This window comes from Flavimaricola marinus (genome assembly GCF_900184895.1).
GTDB classification, from domain to species: Bacteria; Pseudomonadota; Alphaproteobacteria; order Rhodobacterales; family Rhodobacteraceae; genus Flavimaricola; species Flavimaricola marinus.
Genome location: NZ_FXZK01000026.1, coordinates 1 through 15,685 on the forward strand (window position 1 = coordinate 1; position 15,685 = coordinate 15,685).

At 60.0% G+C, this 15,685-nt stretch carries 16 protein-coding genes; 1 reads left to right on the forward strand and 15 read right to left on the reverse strand.

Annotated elements, in window-relative coordinates; translation table 11 throughout:
- The coding region (locus LOM8899_RS22335) for a type IV secretory system conjugative DNA transfer family protein (RefSeq protein ID WP_133065097.1) at positions 1 to 704 on the forward strand (704 nt) is incomplete at its 5' end.
- Positions 705 to 815: 111 nt separating this feature from the next.
- Here LOM8899_RS22335 and LOM8899_RS22340 read toward each other — a convergent pair.
- From LOM8899_RS22340 to LOM8899_RS22405, 15 genes are all read right to left on the reverse strand, one after another.
- Positions 816 to 2,600: an ATP-dependent helicase gene (locus tag LOM8899_RS22340; RefSeq protein WP_093994449.1), complete on the reverse strand. Its 1,785-nt coding sequence runs from the start codon at positions 2,598 to 2,600 to the stop codon at positions 816 to 818.
- Complete coding sequence (locus LOM8899_RS22345; protein WP_093994450.1) at positions 2,593 to 4,398, reverse strand: ATP-dependent nuclease; 1,806 nt, start codon at positions 4,396 to 4,398, stop codon at positions 2,593 to 2,595. Before LOM8899_RS22345 ends, LOM8899_RS22340 begins: the two co-directional genes overlap by 8 nt.
- 106 nt (positions 4,399 to 4,504) lie before the next feature.
- Entirely contained in the window at positions 4,505 to 5,596 is a 1,092-nt protein-coding gene (locus tag LOM8899_RS22350; RefSeq protein WP_093994451.1) for a beta family protein, read from the reverse strand.
- Positions 5,565 to 6,893, reverse strand: coding sequence for an XRE family transcriptional regulator (locus LOM8899_RS22355; RefSeq protein WP_093994452.1), 1,329 nt, complete (start codon positions 6,891 to 6,893; stop codon positions 5,565 to 5,567). The genes LOM8899_RS22350 and LOM8899_RS22355 overlap by 32 nt, the downstream gene beginning before the upstream one ends.
- A gap of 153 nt (positions 6,894 to 7,046) precedes the next feature.
- A complete protein-coding gene (locus LOM8899_RS22360) occupies positions 7,047 to 8,123 on the reverse strand; it encodes a TrbL/VirB6 family protein (protein WP_093994453.1) in 1,077 nt (358 codons plus the stop codon).
- A 12-nt stretch (positions 8,124 to 8,135) separates the two neighbouring features.
- The gene (locus LOM8899_RS22365; protein ID WP_093994454.1) at positions 8,136 to 8,549 is read right to left on the reverse strand and encodes a hypothetical protein; all 414 of its coding nucleotides are present in this window, start codon (positions 8,547 to 8,549) and stop codon (positions 8,136 to 8,138) included.
- On the reverse strand, positions 8,546 to 8,740 hold the full coding sequence (locus LOM8899_RS22370; protein ID WP_093994455.1) for a DUF4177 domain-containing protein: 195 nt from the start codon (positions 8,738 to 8,740) through the stop codon (positions 8,546 to 8,548). The genes LOM8899_RS22365 and LOM8899_RS22370 overlap by 4 nt, the downstream gene beginning before the upstream one ends.
- On the reverse strand, positions 8,737 to 9,723 hold the full coding sequence (locus LOM8899_RS22375) for an ATPase, T2SS/T4P/T4SS family (protein ID WP_093994456.1): 987 nt from the start codon (positions 9,721 to 9,723) through the stop codon (positions 8,737 to 8,739). The genes LOM8899_RS22370 and LOM8899_RS22375 overlap by 4 nt, the downstream gene beginning before the upstream one ends.
- Before the next feature lie 4 nt (positions 9,724 to 9,727).
- A complete protein-coding gene (locus LOM8899_RS22380; RefSeq protein ID WP_093994457.1) occupies positions 9,728 to 11,107 on the reverse strand; it encodes a TraB/TrbI/VirB10 family type IV secretion system protein in 1,380 nt (459 codons plus the stop codon).
- Complete coding sequence (locus LOM8899_RS22385) at positions 11,104 to 11,799, reverse strand: TrbG/VirB9 family P-type conjugative transfer protein (protein ID WP_093994458.1); 696 nt, start codon at positions 11,797 to 11,799, stop codon at positions 11,104 to 11,106. The genes LOM8899_RS22380 and LOM8899_RS22385 overlap by 4 nt, the downstream gene beginning before the upstream one ends.
- A 1-nt stretch (position 11,800) precedes the next feature.
- Complete coding sequence (locus LOM8899_RS22390) at positions 11,801 to 12,454, reverse strand: VirB8 family type IV secretion system protein (protein WP_093994459.1); 654 nt, start codon at positions 12,452 to 12,454, stop codon at positions 11,801 to 11,803.
- Between the two features lie 17 nt (positions 12,455 to 12,471).
- Positions 12,472 to 13,281 (reverse strand): type IV secretion system protein, encoded by an 810-nt coding sequence (locus LOM8899_RS22395; protein WP_093994461.1) that lies wholly within the window; start codon positions 13,279 to 13,281, stop codon positions 12,472 to 12,474.
- Positions 13,281 to 14,435 carry a lytic transglycosylase domain-containing protein gene (locus tag LOM8899_RS22400; protein ID WP_211096263.1) on the reverse strand — a complete coding sequence of 385 codons (1,155 nt, stop codon included), beginning with the start codon at positions 14,433 to 14,435 and terminating at the stop codon, positions 13,281 to 13,283. The genes LOM8899_RS22395 and LOM8899_RS22400 overlap by 1 nt, the downstream gene beginning before the upstream one ends.
- Positions 14,425 to 14,592 carry a hypothetical protein gene (locus LOM8899_RS23535; RefSeq protein ID WP_168770641.1) on the reverse strand — a complete coding sequence of 56 codons (168 nt, stop codon included), beginning with the start codon at positions 14,590 to 14,592 and terminating at the stop codon, positions 14,425 to 14,427. The genes LOM8899_RS22400 and LOM8899_RS23535 overlap by 11 nt, the downstream gene beginning before the upstream one ends.
- Positions 14,589 to 15,685 (reverse strand): VirB4 family type IV secretion system protein (locus LOM8899_RS22405; protein ID WP_168770642.1); only part of this gene is annotated, 1,097 nt, incomplete at its 5' end. The genes LOM8899_RS23535 and LOM8899_RS22405, both read right to left, overlap by 4 nt.

Here is a 15,685-nt window from a genome sequence, read left to right on the forward strand (position 1 = left end):
AAATCTACGGCGAGAACACCCGCCGCGCCCTGCAGGGCAACGCGGGCGTGAAGCTCTATCTGACGCCCTCCGATGAGAAGACCGTCGAGGAGCTGAGCAAGGCGGTTGGCAAGACCACGAAGACCGTCATCACGCGATCCCAGTCCATCGGCAAGAACCCCTTTGAAGGGCGCAGCCAATCCACACGGACTGAAGAGAGCTCGTTGTTGCCCGAAGATGAGGCGCGCCGCCTGCCGCTCGACGAGATCGTCGTGGTCATCGATGCCCAGATGCCCGTCCGTGCAAAGCGGATCCAATATTTTGACGATCGGCTGTTCAAGGCGATCCATGCGGCGCAGACGGGCGAGTTGCCGTTTCCGGAGCCGGGGGGAGGGGGACCGCAGGGGAACCTGCCGCTGAGTGTGCGCGCCATGCCGACGACTCCGCCAGCGAGTGGACGACATGGATCTGAAACTGATGTGGTTGTGGACAGCGCAAGCCACGTTACGGGCAGCGGCCAATCTTCAGGGCAAACCGACATCGTCGCAAAGAAAACCGCGCCCGTCGTTCAAGCCGTCATCGCCGAGGAACAGCGCCAGATGGAGATGGATTTTGCGGTGCTGGTGCCTTCTGATGATCTGGCGAACGAGGAGGGAGACGAGCAGTTAAGGACCGCTTTGGCTGGCTTGGGCGAACTGGAGTCAGCCATGAATGAGAGGCATTAAGAAGTTCTGGTACCTTTCAGATTCGAGGATTTCTGGAAGTAGCGCGGAGACTTTGACATCGTTGAGGACGCAATTGGCAGCACGTTAAACTTGCCACATTGGGAAAAAAGTTCACTCTAACTTCAATCGATTTTGAAGTTCTGTCACAAAAGGCGACGGGCGTAAGTTAGAATGCATGATATGTACTTCTGATTTTGCCCGCGTAAATCCCACGTAGAAGAGACGCCGAGCTTCCGACTTCTGTGACGCAGTGGAGTTGTTTCTTGGAATGCTCCCCTGATCCATGCCAAACATAATGACGATCGAAAATTCTCGACCTTTGGCACTGTGAAGTGTTGAAAGATGCAGGCTGTCGTTCCCTTCGCTTTGGCCGGCGAACTGACTGACAGTCATATCTTCACAATCTTTGCCTGGTTGAGTGCGCGCGATGAACGTGTCCAGAGTTTCTCCCTCGTCTTTCATCGTGCGGCACTTGACAATCAGGTCTGTGATGATTGCCGCGCGAACATCTGACAACCATTGTCTCAGTACCAAGGTGCCATCGCGCCGCGACCAGAGGCATTGCATAAGCGCGCGTTGGAAGGCGAGGCGCATCTCGGGTGTGTTGATCTCTTCAGCGAACAGGCGTGCGCCTTCGTTGGCCAGATGGTTGAAACGCGGTGTTCCTGTTTGCCATCCACCCGAACACCATTTCGCACAGCTTTCCAGCCAGCGCATCAAGCGGCTAGCGCGAGGATATATTGCGTTCGTATCAGTTCTGATAACTGACAAGCCGACCTGCTGAGCTACTTCGGCAACCTTGTCACCTAGCCAGGCAGCGGGGTAGAGGAAAGCGATGTCTCCGGGTTCCAAATCCGGATGTCGTTTCGCGATGTCAACGATGACTGTCCTGAATGCCTCTGCAGCCTGGTGTTCGTAGCTGCCTTGCTGAGGGTGAAAGTAGACCGTGCCTTCCTCCGCACCTTCAGCCGCCTCGTAGTCTCGCGCTTCGCCAAGCGCAAAATTTGATGCCTCGACAATCTTCGATCCGGACCGATAGTTCAGCCGCAACCGTACGCACTCGACATCTTTTCGAGCCGCCAGCTCGCGGAGAAGTTGAGGGTTCGCGCCGTTGAATTCATAGATCGACTGGTCGGCATCTCCGACCGCGAACAGCCGCATGCCGGTGCTGAAACAGAGGCCCATGACCATACGATGGAGCGCCCGTCCGAGGTCTTGGTATTCATCGACGATGAGGACAGGGTACTTGGCGAGGATCGCACGTTGCAGCCATTCATGCTCGCGTAGGGCCCTTACAGCGAGAAGTGGCATATCGTCAAAGTCAATTCGCCCCATCGCTCTGAGCTCGGCTTCAAAGGCCTCCACCAATGTGGCCATCAAGGGATCGGTTTCACGCCATTCTGTGCTGTTTCTATTGAGAATGGATCGGCGGTAAGTTCCCATTGTGAAATCAAGCAGTTGCGGATTTTCGCGCCCGCCGATCACCTTCTTGTACGCTGTCTCCAATGCCTGACGTCGTTCCGCGCGGGTTGCTATGCAAAATTCATCGGGAAGGCCCATATCGGCCGCTTTGGCATATGGAAGGACAATCTGCGTCAGGGAGAAGGAATGGACCGTACCGACAAAAGCTCTTCGTCCGGGCTCTATGCCGAGCGCGGCGAGCCTAGTTTCCAGCTCCCGTGCGCATTCATTATTGTACGTGATGCACGCGAGGCCTCGTGGTTCCTGAATGTCTTCGGACAATAGGCGTGCCAGCTTGACGGTTAGCGTTTTTGTCTTCCCGCTACCTGGCCCTGCAAGGACAACACAGTGTCCCTTGGATTCGTAGGCTGCCCATTGTGCAGGGTTGGCCCGTAGAGCTTCGGCGGCTTTCAGATAGATGGACGCGTCAGACACGTTTCACCACATACTGGATAGCATCTTCGAGGTAGCGCGGTGGCTTGCGTCCCTCGATCTTCGAGGCAAGACGTTGAGCGAAACGCCCCTTGCCGACCCCATCGATCAGATTGAGCAACTCGTCTTGGTCGATGCTGTCGTGATCGGCAAGCCAGCCATCAATCTGCGCCTGCCGCGCCTTGCTCCATTTTTCTTCATTGAGGGTTGCTAGAATGTCGTCAGCGAACCCTCCTTCGTACAGATCGGTTTCAAGGGTCCGGATGTTGGTATAGATGCCAAAGTCCTCGAAGCGATCAGCGAGGTCGTCTTCATTCTTGTTTTCGGCAATATCTTTCAGTTCTTCGGCGAGCGCTGTTGGAATTTTTTTCGTTCTCACGCGCTCGATCGCGACAGCGAGTTTGATGCCCCGATTCACGGCTAATGGCTTGCTCTTCGGCATCGGGTCCCAATCTGTGATGACCGAGAAGGGGATGTCCAGCGCGGTCAGGAACTTTGCGTATGGCATAAAATTTGTCCCCGCGACCGAGCAAACGGTTATTCCGAGCATATCGAGCGAATAGCCAAGTGCCTCAGCGAAGAGTGGCACAAGAAACTTTTCGGCATCGCCTTCTACCAAGATGATGCCGCGCGCGAAAAGCATCTCGGCGCGCGTTACATCCAGATACCGCGCCAGATCTTCAGCCTCGCCTTCTGTCAATTTTATCGATGCAGTAGAGCAGCCGACCGTGCCCTCGTCAGCTTTCTCTTTGAGCAGAAGAATTGAACGTAGCGGAGCCACGCTGGCGATATGCGGGGAATGAGAAGTCAGTAGCACTGACATCTGTTTTTGCTGGTCAGGGTTGTCGACCGACTGGAAAAGGTGACGGTAGACTGATCGCTGCAGATGTGGATGAAGGTGGGCTTCAGGTTCTTCGATGGCCAATAGTGTGTGATCTCGATGGTTCTCGGAAATCAGTCTGCTCAGTTCCAGCGATTTGAGGCTCAGGAACATTATGTTGGCCGAGCCAAGGCTTGCGTCGTTGATTGTCCGTCGGCCGTCATCGATCAACAGTCTTATGTTGCGATACAGGCGTGTGACATCGGTTGCACCAAAACCCAAACGCGGTGTCACATCCTGCTTTGGGCCACTCATGGCGGCAAAGAGTTGGCCGAGGTTTTTCTCAAGCTCACCGACGCTCTTGAACGCCGTCAGCTTTTCAGTTGCCTCTTCGATAGCTTCGCCGATCTCATCAAGGTCTGCCTGGTTGATGCCGGCAAAAGCTTCTTCAATGAGCGGGCGCAGCGGCGACCGTCGCCAAGCTGCCAGATCACCTTCTGCGTCACGAAGAGCTGGTAACAGGTCCATTGTCAGGCGGCGGCGGAGGTCATGTCCGAACCGTTTCGTCTCGCTTTCACCGCCGAAGCAAATGAATTCCAAATCGTCGTCCGATGCCGGCGCATGGCCCAGTCCCGGTCGGGCGCGACATTCGTAGGTCAGGCGGACCGTATCCGGGTCATCGTCGAGGCGGAAGTCCGTGAGTAAGGCCAGGATATCGAGGTCGGTGTGAAATTCTTCGATTTCGACAGTAATGACTATTTTGTCATCCACTTCAGGGCCACCAAGGCCGTCCCAGAAATCAACGAGACCAAGTTGCCGCGCGCTGTCAGGTAGAGAGGGATCGAAAAGCAACCTGAGGGCGTGCATCAGGTTGCTTTTGCCAACCTTGTTTTCACCAACCACAACGATATTCCCATCGAGGGCCACGTCCAGCTTCGAAAAGTTCCGGAAATTCTCAATCAATATTCGTGAAAGATGCATTTTTGCTCACTCAACATAAAAAAGACGGGACGCCTGCAGCGAGAGCCAGAAGCAGTTTGCAAATTTGGAGGACGATCCGCGATTAGGTAAACTCGAAGGAAAAACTCTAGAACAAGCTTTCCTGCTCCGAGTACTCGGCGACAGCATCTTCCTTGAACTCGATGCCAGACATGGCGCCCAAGTCCGTGACGATCCTCACCAGGTGGTGCGCGGTGTTCAGCTCCCGCCAGCCAGTCGCGTCGCCGCAGGTATCAGTCAGTCCCTTCGCGTTTCGCCAGATACGGTCGTCCGCGGGGGAGAAACTCCTGCCGCTGTACTCCTTGCTCTCGATGATCTGCTTGCAGACGTCGCGCATCGTCGGCGTGAAGGTTCCCGAGTCGCTGCCCCTTATCACCAAGGTGTGGGACTTGCCGGTGTAGCGCAGATGCGGCCTTGGCCTTCCGCCGCCCTTCCCCTTAGGAAACATCATTCGCCCGCAATCTGCGCCAAAGTCACCGTAGGCCAGTCGGTCCGGTTGGACGCCTGTCTCCTTGAGTGCCGCCTGGAAGGTGGTCCACTCTGCCCTGGCGATTAACGTGCGTTCGTTGGCACCGACCGGCAGCTTGTCCGGGTAAGCTGACGCTTGATAGACGATCTTGCTCCACCGCGCCGCGCCGTCCAATTGATCGAAAATTTCGCCGATAGCAGGCGCGAAGTCGGCACCGAGGGGGGCTCCGGTGAAATCCACGAAGAGGACGCAGTGTTCCGGCCGGAGGCCCGCCTTCTTCACCGCCTCGACCAAGGCAGCCGGATCAACCTCCTCGAAGTCCATGTAGATACCCGTCCTGACGTCGCCGTCCCGAATGAGCGCCTGGCGGGCCGGGTTGGTCAGATCGGCGATCGTCAGGACTGGAAGCAGGCGGGAGTTTACCGCCCTGGCGATGCGGAAGAGCGTAGCCACTCCTTCGTCGCCGAGGGCCGCCGCCGCCAGTTGCGGGTCGAGGAACGCACGCCGGTGGGGCCAGCTCTTTCCGAGGCGCTCCCCCATTATGTGGGCGATTTCGTCCAGCGTGGGTACGCGCCCCTTTTCGGGGTCGGACTCAGTGGGAGGCGGCACCACGAAGCGCGGGCAAACGTACCCCTGATAACGGGAGGCCAGCCTGCCGCAGGCCGCGAACTCGCCGGGCTTAGCCCTTAGGGCCGGGTAGTATGGGAGCATCACTCTTTCCTTTCTGGGCTTCACCCACAAACAGTTTCTTCACGGTGTTCCTCCCGATCTTATTTGTGAACAGGGACCACTCGCCCCGCTCCTTGCGTATCCGCCCGAACACAATCGCCGGATGGATACCTAGCTCGTTAGCGAAACGCTCGATGACCGCAGCCGACTTCGCAATTCGGGCGGTAGAGCGCCGCCAACGTTCTTCCGGGATGAGCAAGTTGGAAGCGAAGCGGTTGGCTTCCTCCTCCTGTTCATCGACCGATGTCTCTTGGTCCGTCTGATCGTAGAAGCCTACGGCCAGCCCAGTGGAGAAGTGAAGCGTAACATGGGCAAGTTCGTGCATCAGCGTGAACCAAAAGTTGTCCACAGTGTCGGTCCGCAAAGTCATTCCGATGATCGGCCTTCCGTCCACGATGAACGCAGCGCCGTCGATCTTTAGGCCGGGCACCTGCGGCTCCACGATCAACACAATACCTTGGCTGGCAAGCACTTCTACTGCCAGAAGTGGTCCATGGGGCTCTTTGCTCAGCCGGACCAGGTCGGGCATCCACTTGAGTTCAAGCGGCTCGTGAACGTCCTCGACCCCCGCGAATGCCTCGCGCGCCCTTGCTGTGACCCTGGCGCGCCAAGCGTGGAGCATGACGTCTTCGGTGTGATCCACAACGTTCAGGCCAGTTCTGAGAAGTCCAGGACTTCCAAAGTCGATCCGGTTCTCGGCGATGTAGCGACGAAGTTCGGCCTCGGTGAAGTCCTCGGCGAACCAGCTGTTTTCGCGTCCATGCTTGAGGATTTTCTTGATTTCGGCTTTCGACACCCCGTCGATGACCTTGTCCAGCCCGCGGAGTTCCGGTTGGTCGGACATGTCTGCCCACGGACGCACACCGAGCAGCGCCGCCACGCGATGGTAATTCTTGAGGCTGATCTGCCCATATCGCTCAGCTTCCCAACGCTGGACCTGTTGCTCCTTCACGCCGAGGCGCCATGCCAGGTCCTTCTGAGAGAAGCCGTTGGCGATCCTCGCCACAATGAGCATCAGCCCAAGGTCACGATTTACGAGTGCCTTTAGAGCGGTGGGGCGTTGGGTGTCCTTGGCCTCTTCGTATGCCTCGACCGCGTGGGTCAAGCGCTCGCGCTCGGCCTTCATCATGCGCGAGACTTGAGAAACCACCTCAGGCGGCAAGCCGGCAACAACCGGCTTCATTGCGTGCTCCGAGTTCAGTGCCTCGGTTAGACGAGAGATACGGGAGCGTGTTTCCCGCGCCTCCTTCTCGTTAAGGGTGATTCCATTCATCGCCATGCCTCTCTTTACACAACTTTTCTGTTGTGCTCAAGTACACAACCGATAAGTTGGGTTCAACGCCTTTCTGAGCGCTGAATGTGAGTTACGATCGTCATTAAGCGACCTACCCTGCAGCAATCCGTGGTGGCAATAAAGGCTGGTAACCTAAACTCATCGTCGCCCCAGCCTTCCCAAGCGTGCCAGTTGCGCCAGCATTTGAGACCCGGCTCCCGATGACACTGAGCCACTTGCTTGACCCGTCTGCCCCATCCCTTGCCTGACAGGCATCTGCTGCACCCCGAAGAACTGCCGCGCCCTGAGTGCTGCGTATTCTGCGCCGCTTGCGCCTCCGATCAGATAGCGATTGTAGGCCTGTTGGCTTCCCATGGCGGCGCGGGCGAAACTGTATCCGCCACCGAGGCCTCCGGAGAGGGCAGGCATCATGATGTTGCCGGAGATCGCGCGGACAATGAAGGGTGTTGCGATGATGAAGCCCTTGGCCATGAGGACCATCATGAAGAAGGGGATTAGTGCGCCGATGTTTGAGGCCCCTTCGGGGTCGCCTAGTTCGCCGATGAGCGCTGAGGAGACACCTGTGATCGTTGCGAACACGCCTGCGACGACAATGGGGTAGAGCGCAAAGGAAATCAGCGCCGACAGCCAGCGCGCGAAATAATCCTTGGTCACCTCAAACAGCGTCAGGAAAATCATCACCGGGGCGATCCCGATCAGAAGCGCGATCATCAGTCGGGAGGCCACGAGGATGAAGGCGGCCAGCCCGCCGAGGATAGAGAGTAGAAGCACACCGACGATGTCGAGCATGGCGCCAGCCATCCAGTTCAGCTCGGACCCGGCAGCGTTCAGATAGTCGCCCAGCTCCGCGATCAGCCGGTCGAATTCCTCCGCGAAGGTGCCTGAAGGGCCCGGGCTGCCGCCGCCGACTGAAGCTACAAGCGCGCCCGCGATACTGTCGATCCCATAGAGAATGGCAGACGAGAACGCGTTGAACTGCATCCAATTGGTCGCGAATATCCCGATGAGCCCGATCTTGACCGCGAGCCAGAAGGCTGTGTGCCCATCCATGGCCCGGTATTGATAGATCATGTTGATTCCGACGAGGATCACCACCAGCGTTGTCCCCAAAATCAGGAGCGTGCCGACCGTTGCCGCAACCGCACCAAACTGGGTTTCGGCAGCGGTGTCGAGATAGGCTTGGGAGGTTTCAACGAAGTAGGTGACGACACTCATCGCGGCGCTGCCTTACCAATTGCCTGCGGCGTCGCAGATTGCCTTCGCTGCAGGGCGGGCGGCATTGGCGCGGCGGTTGTAGGCGTTCGAGGCTTGCAGCATCTCCCATCGTTCGTCGCTCGCGTACCTCTCCCGAAACACGGCCTCGGCCGCGTCCCAAGAGGGGAACCGGATCTCGCAAGCGCAGCTGCCAGTCTCTACGATGCGTTCAAGATTTTGGGCTCGGTAGATGTCTTGAACCAGCACGCGCTGATAGGCTTGGCGCAGGGGGATCTCCTGCATCCACACGGGTTCAGCGGGCCGTTCTGGACAGACGTCGAAACTGCGCTCGAGGGTCGGCACGAGATTGCGCTCAGCGAAGCCGGGTGCCGACGTCAGGCCCAGGACCAGCGCAATCAGTGCGAGGGTACAGCCCGCCTGCCTCATGCCGTAGCTCCGGCGGGTGTGGTCTCACGCTTCAGGAAGACCGTGTGTCCCACATTGGCGAATTCCGAGGAGCTGATCGACACCACCTCCCAGCCTTTCGCACCTTTGGCATTCAGGCTGGCCTGCATGTCGGCAAGGCTGGTTTTGCGGGTCATGGGAAAGGACAGGATATCGTATTCAAATGTCTTCATGGAGAAGTTCCAATCTCAGTTGCGCCGGGGAGGTAGAATTCTGTGATGCCGCGTTTGCCGTCATGGCGGCCGGCCTGGATGATCACATCGATGGAGTTCTCGATGTACTGGATCATGTCTGTATAGGTCATCGGGATCTCGGTCTTGAGCGCGGCGATGGCCAGACGCTGCACGGCCAGTTGCGGGGTTTCGGCATGAAGGGTGGTCATGGACCCGCCATGGCCGGTATTGATAGCCTCCAGGAAGGTCATGGCCTCCTTGCCGCGCACCTCGCCAAGGATGATCCTGTCAGGGCGCATGCGCAGCGTCGCGGTCAGAAGCACATCTGCGGTTTGGAATTCCGCGTCGCGGTTGGCGATGAGGGTCACGGCATTGGGCTGGGTCGGCAGAAGCTCGGCGGCTTCCTCGATGGTAACGATGCGTTCCTCGGATGGCACATGAGAGAGTATCTTGCGCGCGGCCACGGTCTTGCCGGTCGAGGTGCCGCCCGAGACGATCATGTTGAGCTTGTTGTCTACGCAGAAGGTCAAGGCATCGTCTATGACGCCCGCTTCCACAACTTCGCGCAGTTCCCGGGTTTTCTCGAGGCGGAGTTCTTCGAGTTTGCGCTCCTTGCCATACAAGAAATCAAGCGCGATCCCGTCGAGCGGCAGGCTCGAGAAGAACCGCAGGCTGATCGACATCGCCGAGAGCACGGCGGGCGGGGTGATGACCTGAGCGCGGATCGGACGGCCCTTGTAGGTGATCGAGACCGAGACGATCGGCCGGTCCTTGCTCATCGTGGTGTTGGCGGAGGAGGCGATCTGGTTGCCGAGGTCTTTGACTTCTGTTGCGGTCAGCGTCTGGTCCAGCTTTCGCATGAAGTGATCGCCCTGGAATTCTCCCCAGCAGCTGCCGTCAGGATTGATGCAGATCTCGATGACATCGTCGCGGGCGGCGGCGTCGATCCGGTCGAGCGAGGTCTGGAGATAGCTCAGCGACATGGGATCAAAAGATTTCCAGATCGCGGTCGACCATAACCGTCACGCGGGCGCCTTGGTCGACATAGATGACGGGACCGATGGAGAGGTAGTCGCCAATCACAGAGTCCGTGGCATCGGCAAGATCATCGCTCACGTCTTCCAGCACGTCCGCGGCGGTCTCGTCCTGAACATTCGCAGCGGCGGCGCTCGGTGCGGCGGATATCAGCGAAATCAGTGCCGCCGAGCCAAAGCGTTCATCGAAGCGGGTATCCACAAAGCCGGTCACGCCGGAGCGGCCCAACTCATCACCGCCGAAGGAGCTGATCTGGATAGTTTGATTGTCAGGCAGGATGATCCGGTCCCAGGCGATCGTGACCCGGCGCTGCGCGATATCGACGCCGGAGCGATAGCGCCCGATGAGACGGGACCCGCGCGGGATCAACAGCCGCGATCCATCGAAACTGAACACGTCTTCCGAGACGACAGCCCGGGTCTGGCCGGGCAGGGAGCTGTCGAGCGCGGTTTCCATGACGGCCTGGATCATGGTGCCCTGGATGATCGTGTTGGAGGGATTGGCGATGACTTCTGCCTGTGTCACCGAAGTGGGCAGCGCGCCGTTCAGAACGAAATCCGTCACTTCACCAAAGGTTCGTTCGGTCAGCGCCGTCTCATTCGCACCGGACGTGCCGCCAAAGGCGATGGTGGGCGAGGTGATGCGGCGCTCCTGAAACGCGCGCTCCTCAGCAGCGCGGCGTTCAAGTTCCGCGAGCCGCCTTGCTTCCTCCTCGCGGCGGAGCCGTTCTTCTTCCCGCGCGCGCAACTCGTCCTCGGTGGGCCCGATGGGCGCGGGGAGGGGGCGATTGGCTTCGAGCTCAGCGAGTTCTAGGTCCATGCGGAGTTGCTCCAGCTCCCGGTCGCGCGCCGTGAGCTCATCACGAAACTGCTGTTGCGCGGATTCTGAGGCCGATTGCAGAGCCGCGATCTGCGCGGTCAGCGCATCGATTGCTTCTGCAGCAGCAGTGTCTTCCTCGACCACCGGTTCGGGCGCGTTGCGCAATTCCTCGATCTGGGCCTGAAGGGCTGCGAGCTGCGCCAGAAGCTCGGCATTCGGTTCTGCCGGTTCCGGTGCGACCAGAATGACTTCGGGCTCGGGTGGGGGAAGGGTTTCAATGGCGCCGAAGCCGTCGCCCTCGTTCTGGAACACATCCGGTGTCGCTGTGGGCAGGGCTTCTTCTTCCTCGGGTTGGGATAGGAGATAGAGCAATGATCCACCCGCCCCGATCACAAGGACAACGACCAATGCGAGCAGCGGCGAGCGTCGCGGGGCAGGGGGTGAGCTCGCGCCCTTGCCCTGTTCTAGAGCAGCGAGGCGTTTCTCGAGGTCCGCGTTTCCGGTATCGCTCATGAGCCTACCCCCGCAGGCGGTGTGGCCTCGATACAGACCACCTCTTCCCCGATCCGCAGAACCCATTGCCTGTTTACCCCCGAGACCCGGATCACGCCGTCCTCGGTGGCTTGCGTGTTGACCGTCCGTTCGCGGCCATTCGCGTAGCGAAAGATCGCAGGTACCGGTGCGTTCCGCGGGAACTCGAAATACGTGAAGGTCCCATCATCCCAGACGCGGGTCGGGGTAAAATCAGTGCGCGCGCTGGCACCGTAATTGTAGTTCGGGGCCTGGGCCGCGATGGCACGCGCGGGCCGTGCATTGTCTTCGGGGTAGCGGAACTGGACCACGTAGAAGGTCGGGCTGCGGGTCTCCTGGACGTTGAAGTAGTAGCTGCGGCGGTTGGTATAGACCGTGACATTGGTATGGACGCCGCGCGCCACAGGCTTGATCGCGAAGGCCTGGCCGCCAGGAACGCCGTCGATCTCGAAGCCTTCCGTGTCGCCCGCGATGATCGAACGGATGCTCTCGCCTTCGCCGAACTCGATGGTGGTCACATGGGTGAGCGAGACATTGAGACGATAGACTTGGCCCTCTTGGTAGGTGGCCAGCCGAACCCGATTGTCGTTGGGCCCGCCGCGCGGGATGGCTTCAGCAAGGGCGAGGCCGGGCAGCAGCACAAGCACAATTGTTACGAGGGCCTTATTAAGCAAACTAGTTCTCCAATCTGTCGGAGCGGATGGAATATTCGAGCACGGTGAAGCCGAAAGGGTTGGTCCAGACCTCGTCGATGGAGCGGCGGGGCTCGGGGCGGGACTCGAATAGTAGAGTGGCGGTGAAAAGCCCCGTTTGGACGCCATTGATGGATGTCAGGCGTTTGCGCAGGCGCACCGTGGCGCGGTTCGTACCGATCCGGTTGATGCTGAGGATTTCCACATCCAGCCGGGCATTGGGGCCATAGACCGTCGGCGGGTAATTCTCGTTGGCGCTGTTCCAGATCTGGCGCAGCCCGCTCTCGGCAGCCCCGTCCGAGCGGCGCAGGACGCTGCGGATGCGCAGATCGTTGTCGAGCTGGTTATAGACCTCCCGGTCGGTCACATAGCGGAAGACTTCCGCCTCGATGATCGCCTGGTTGGCTGTGACCGACGTCGCGCCCACCGAAGCCTCGGGGAGCGCGAAGCCGGTGGCGGGATCATAGGGCACAACCACGGGCGGCGGATCGACATCGAGAATTGCGACAGCCGCCGCACTCAGGCATCCGAGAATGCCGAAGATGAGCCCGAAGAGCCCAAGGCGCTGCCAGAGCCGTTCGCGGCGCAGGGCACCATAGACCAGCTCTTCTTCGATGATTTCCTGTTCAGTAGCCACCCCTCATTCCCTCACGATCAGTCAGCCCGCAGGTCCGGCAGGGTGAAATCCATGAAGCGCTGCTCTTCAGCGATCGTCGCGGCATCGATCACGCCGCCCGTGCCGTCGCCCACGGTTTGCACCGCCTCGAGCTGCCACATGGCGACGAGCGCGATCGCCAGTTCCGCCGTAACGCGCGTGTTGAGATCGATGCTTTCTTTGAGTTCGTCCATGTCATCGATCAGCCCGACGAGCCGGTCGACGCGTTCCAGCGACTGGCCGGCATCCTCGTAGCTGTTCTGGGCCGCCGCCGAGACCAGCGCGCCAGTCGTGGCTTGTGTGGCCACGCGATTGGCGCCCGGATTGCCGCTGGTGGCCATTTCCGAGAGGGTGTCATCGTCAAACCCGAGATCGGCCAGCACCCGGTCCATCTGGGTTTCGATCTCGCCCGCGCCGGAGCCGGACAGGCCAGAGAAATCCCCCCGCTTGATCGCTTCAATGGTGGCGAGGATGTCTCCGAATTCCTGATCGAGCAGGCCGTTCAGCTCGTCCTCCATCTCGGTGCGGATGATTTCCGGCAGTTCAGCGAGGCGGGTGAGGGCCTCGTAGGTTCGTTGCAGCTCCGCGAGTTGGTCCGTGAGCGTGGCAAGCTGTTCGCGGAGCTGCGTCAGCTGCTCGTTTTGCAGAATCTCGTCCTCAATCATCTGCCGGAGCTGCTGGATGTTTTGCGCGATGTTCTGGGTATCGACGACGGGCACGCCTTGTGCTGCGGCAGGGGGTAGGGCGCTGAACTGCAAGCCAATGCCAAGTGTCGTGGCCAAAGCTGTCCTCAAGAGCAGATGTCCCATCATTCAATCTCCCTGATCGTAAAATCCATGAACGCGCCCTCGGACAGCCGGGCGCTGGCCTGGGCCAGCTCTTCGGCGGAGAGCACGCGGGTGCGGGCGGCCTGAAGCCGGATGCGGGCGGCCACGAGACGCACGAGTTCGGCGCGGGCATAAGTGTTGAGCGCAACGCTCTCCTGCACATCCTCGGTCTCGGAAATCCGTTCGACGATATCCGCAATACGCAGGGCGGCTTGCCTGATCGCGGCGGGTGAGTTGTTGCCATAGAAGGCCGCGCCGTGCCCAGTGAGCGAGAGGTTGGCATTGGCGAGAAGCGCCGGATCGATCGTGCCAAGTGCGTCGATCCCGCCGATACGGCTCAGATAGAGATTGTAGCGCTCCGGGATAACCTGGACGTAATGTTGGGTCTCGCGGAAGGGTGGCACGCCGCCATACTCGAAAACCCGGCCGGGTCCGGCGTTATAGGCCGCGAGGGCGTTGATGATGTTGCCATCGAATGTGTTGAGCTGGGTCGCGAGATAGCGCGCGCCGCCATGCACCTGAAGATAGGGGCTGTCGTAATATTCCGGGTTGATGCCGAGATCGCTGGCGGTGCCCGGCATGATCTGGGTGAGACCATAGGCGCCTACGGGAGACCGTGCCCCAATCGTAAACCGGCTTTCCTGCCAGATCAGCGCTTGCAGCAGCGCGCGCCATTGGACGGGGGAGAGTCCTGCGCGTCCAACACCCGCAAAGCCGCTGGTCTCCTGGGCAACGCGGATGATGAGCTGCTCGATGTTCTCGGCGGCGTCGCCGAACATCTGCGCACCGCCGGGATTGGGATCGATCTCGCCCGTGCCATAGACGGCTTCTACGGCGCGGTCGGGATCGCCGCTGCCGCTTTCCAGCCTCGAGACCATAGCCGGCAAGCCCTGACCGCCGAAGCTGGTCTGGGCATCGAGGATGCGTTGCAGGGTTTCCAGCTGCTCCCGTTCGATCTCGGCGATGAGTTCGCGCACTGCCAGCTTGTCAGCCTGAACAGCCAAGTCTGCCTCGCGATCGCCGGTCTCGACGATGTCACGCGCGGTCAGCCCACTGTCATTGGTCGGCACGCCTTGAGACAAGGCGAGACCGGGCAGCAGGCAAAACGCGAGGATATGAGGCAGGCTAGACTTCAACGTCGCCCTCCCGCGCGCCGAGCGGTGCGAAGTGGCAATCCTGGGCTGTCGCTGCCGTCGAGGCGAGAAAGGAAAAGCAGTTCGCCTGCGGCTCCCGGTACTGGGTGCAGGAGGCCAGCGCGCCGAGCGCAGCCAAAGCGACAAGAATACGGATCATGAAAGCCTCCAGAAGTCTGGGCGGTCGCGGTAATCGGGGCCGACGAGCGCTTCGCCCTTTTCCATGCCGCCAAGGATGGTGAGATTGGGCCCAAGTGCGCTCAGATCGGCATCGACGACGATCGAGCCCTGATCGTCCCGGATCAGTGCGAGGCGGCTGTTGCTGCCCGTGTTGAGAAGGACGTCGAGCTCCTTCTCCGTGAGGTTCAGCATGGCGTAGTCCGCAGGCTGCGCGCGGATATTGGGCAGCAGGATCTGCGTCGGCACCGCCTCGACGATGGTCTTGCCGGTCCGGGTGCGCTCAAGCTGGCTGGCATATTGCGTCATCATCACCGCGACGGTGTTCTGCTTGCGCGCAGTCACGAGCCAGTTCGACAGCCGTTCGGCGAAATATGCGTTGTCGAGCGCCTTCCAAGCTTCGTCGATCACGATGATGGTGGGGCGGCGGTCCTCGATCTCGCGCTCGACCCGGCGGAAGAGATAGGAGAGGACCGCCATCCGTTCCTTGTCGGCCTCGCTGTCGAGAATGCCGGTCAGATCGAAGCCCACGACATCGCCCTTGAGCGAGAACGTGTCCTCGAGGCTCTGCCCGAAGATCCAGCCATAGCGGCCGTCCTCAGACCACTCGAGCAGGCGCTGGTGCAGATCGCCGCCATCATCGGTGGACACAAAAAGCGATGCGAAATCCCGCCAGTTCCGCAGGGCCGGATTGGAGGCCTGCGCGTTCTGGCGCACGACTTCCTGGATGCGGTTGGTCTGTGCCGGTGTGAGCGGCTTGTCGGCACGGTAGAGCAGGGTTGTGAGCCAATCCGAGAGCCAGGCGGTGCCGCGCGCATCCGTCTCGGTCCAGAGCGGGTTGAGGCCCGTGGGCTGGCCTGCGTTCAGGGAGGCGTAGCGCCCGCCATTGGCACGGACGGCCATCTCCATACCGAGACGGTAATCGAAGACGAAGATCCGCGCCCCTGCTCGACGGGCCTGCGTCATGAGAAAGGCCGAAAGCACCGACTTACCCGATCCGGGTCGTCCCATGATTAGCGTGTGGCCGCTGGTCGGTTCTTTCTCGGGGCTGCCTTGCTCGTGATAGGAAAATCGGT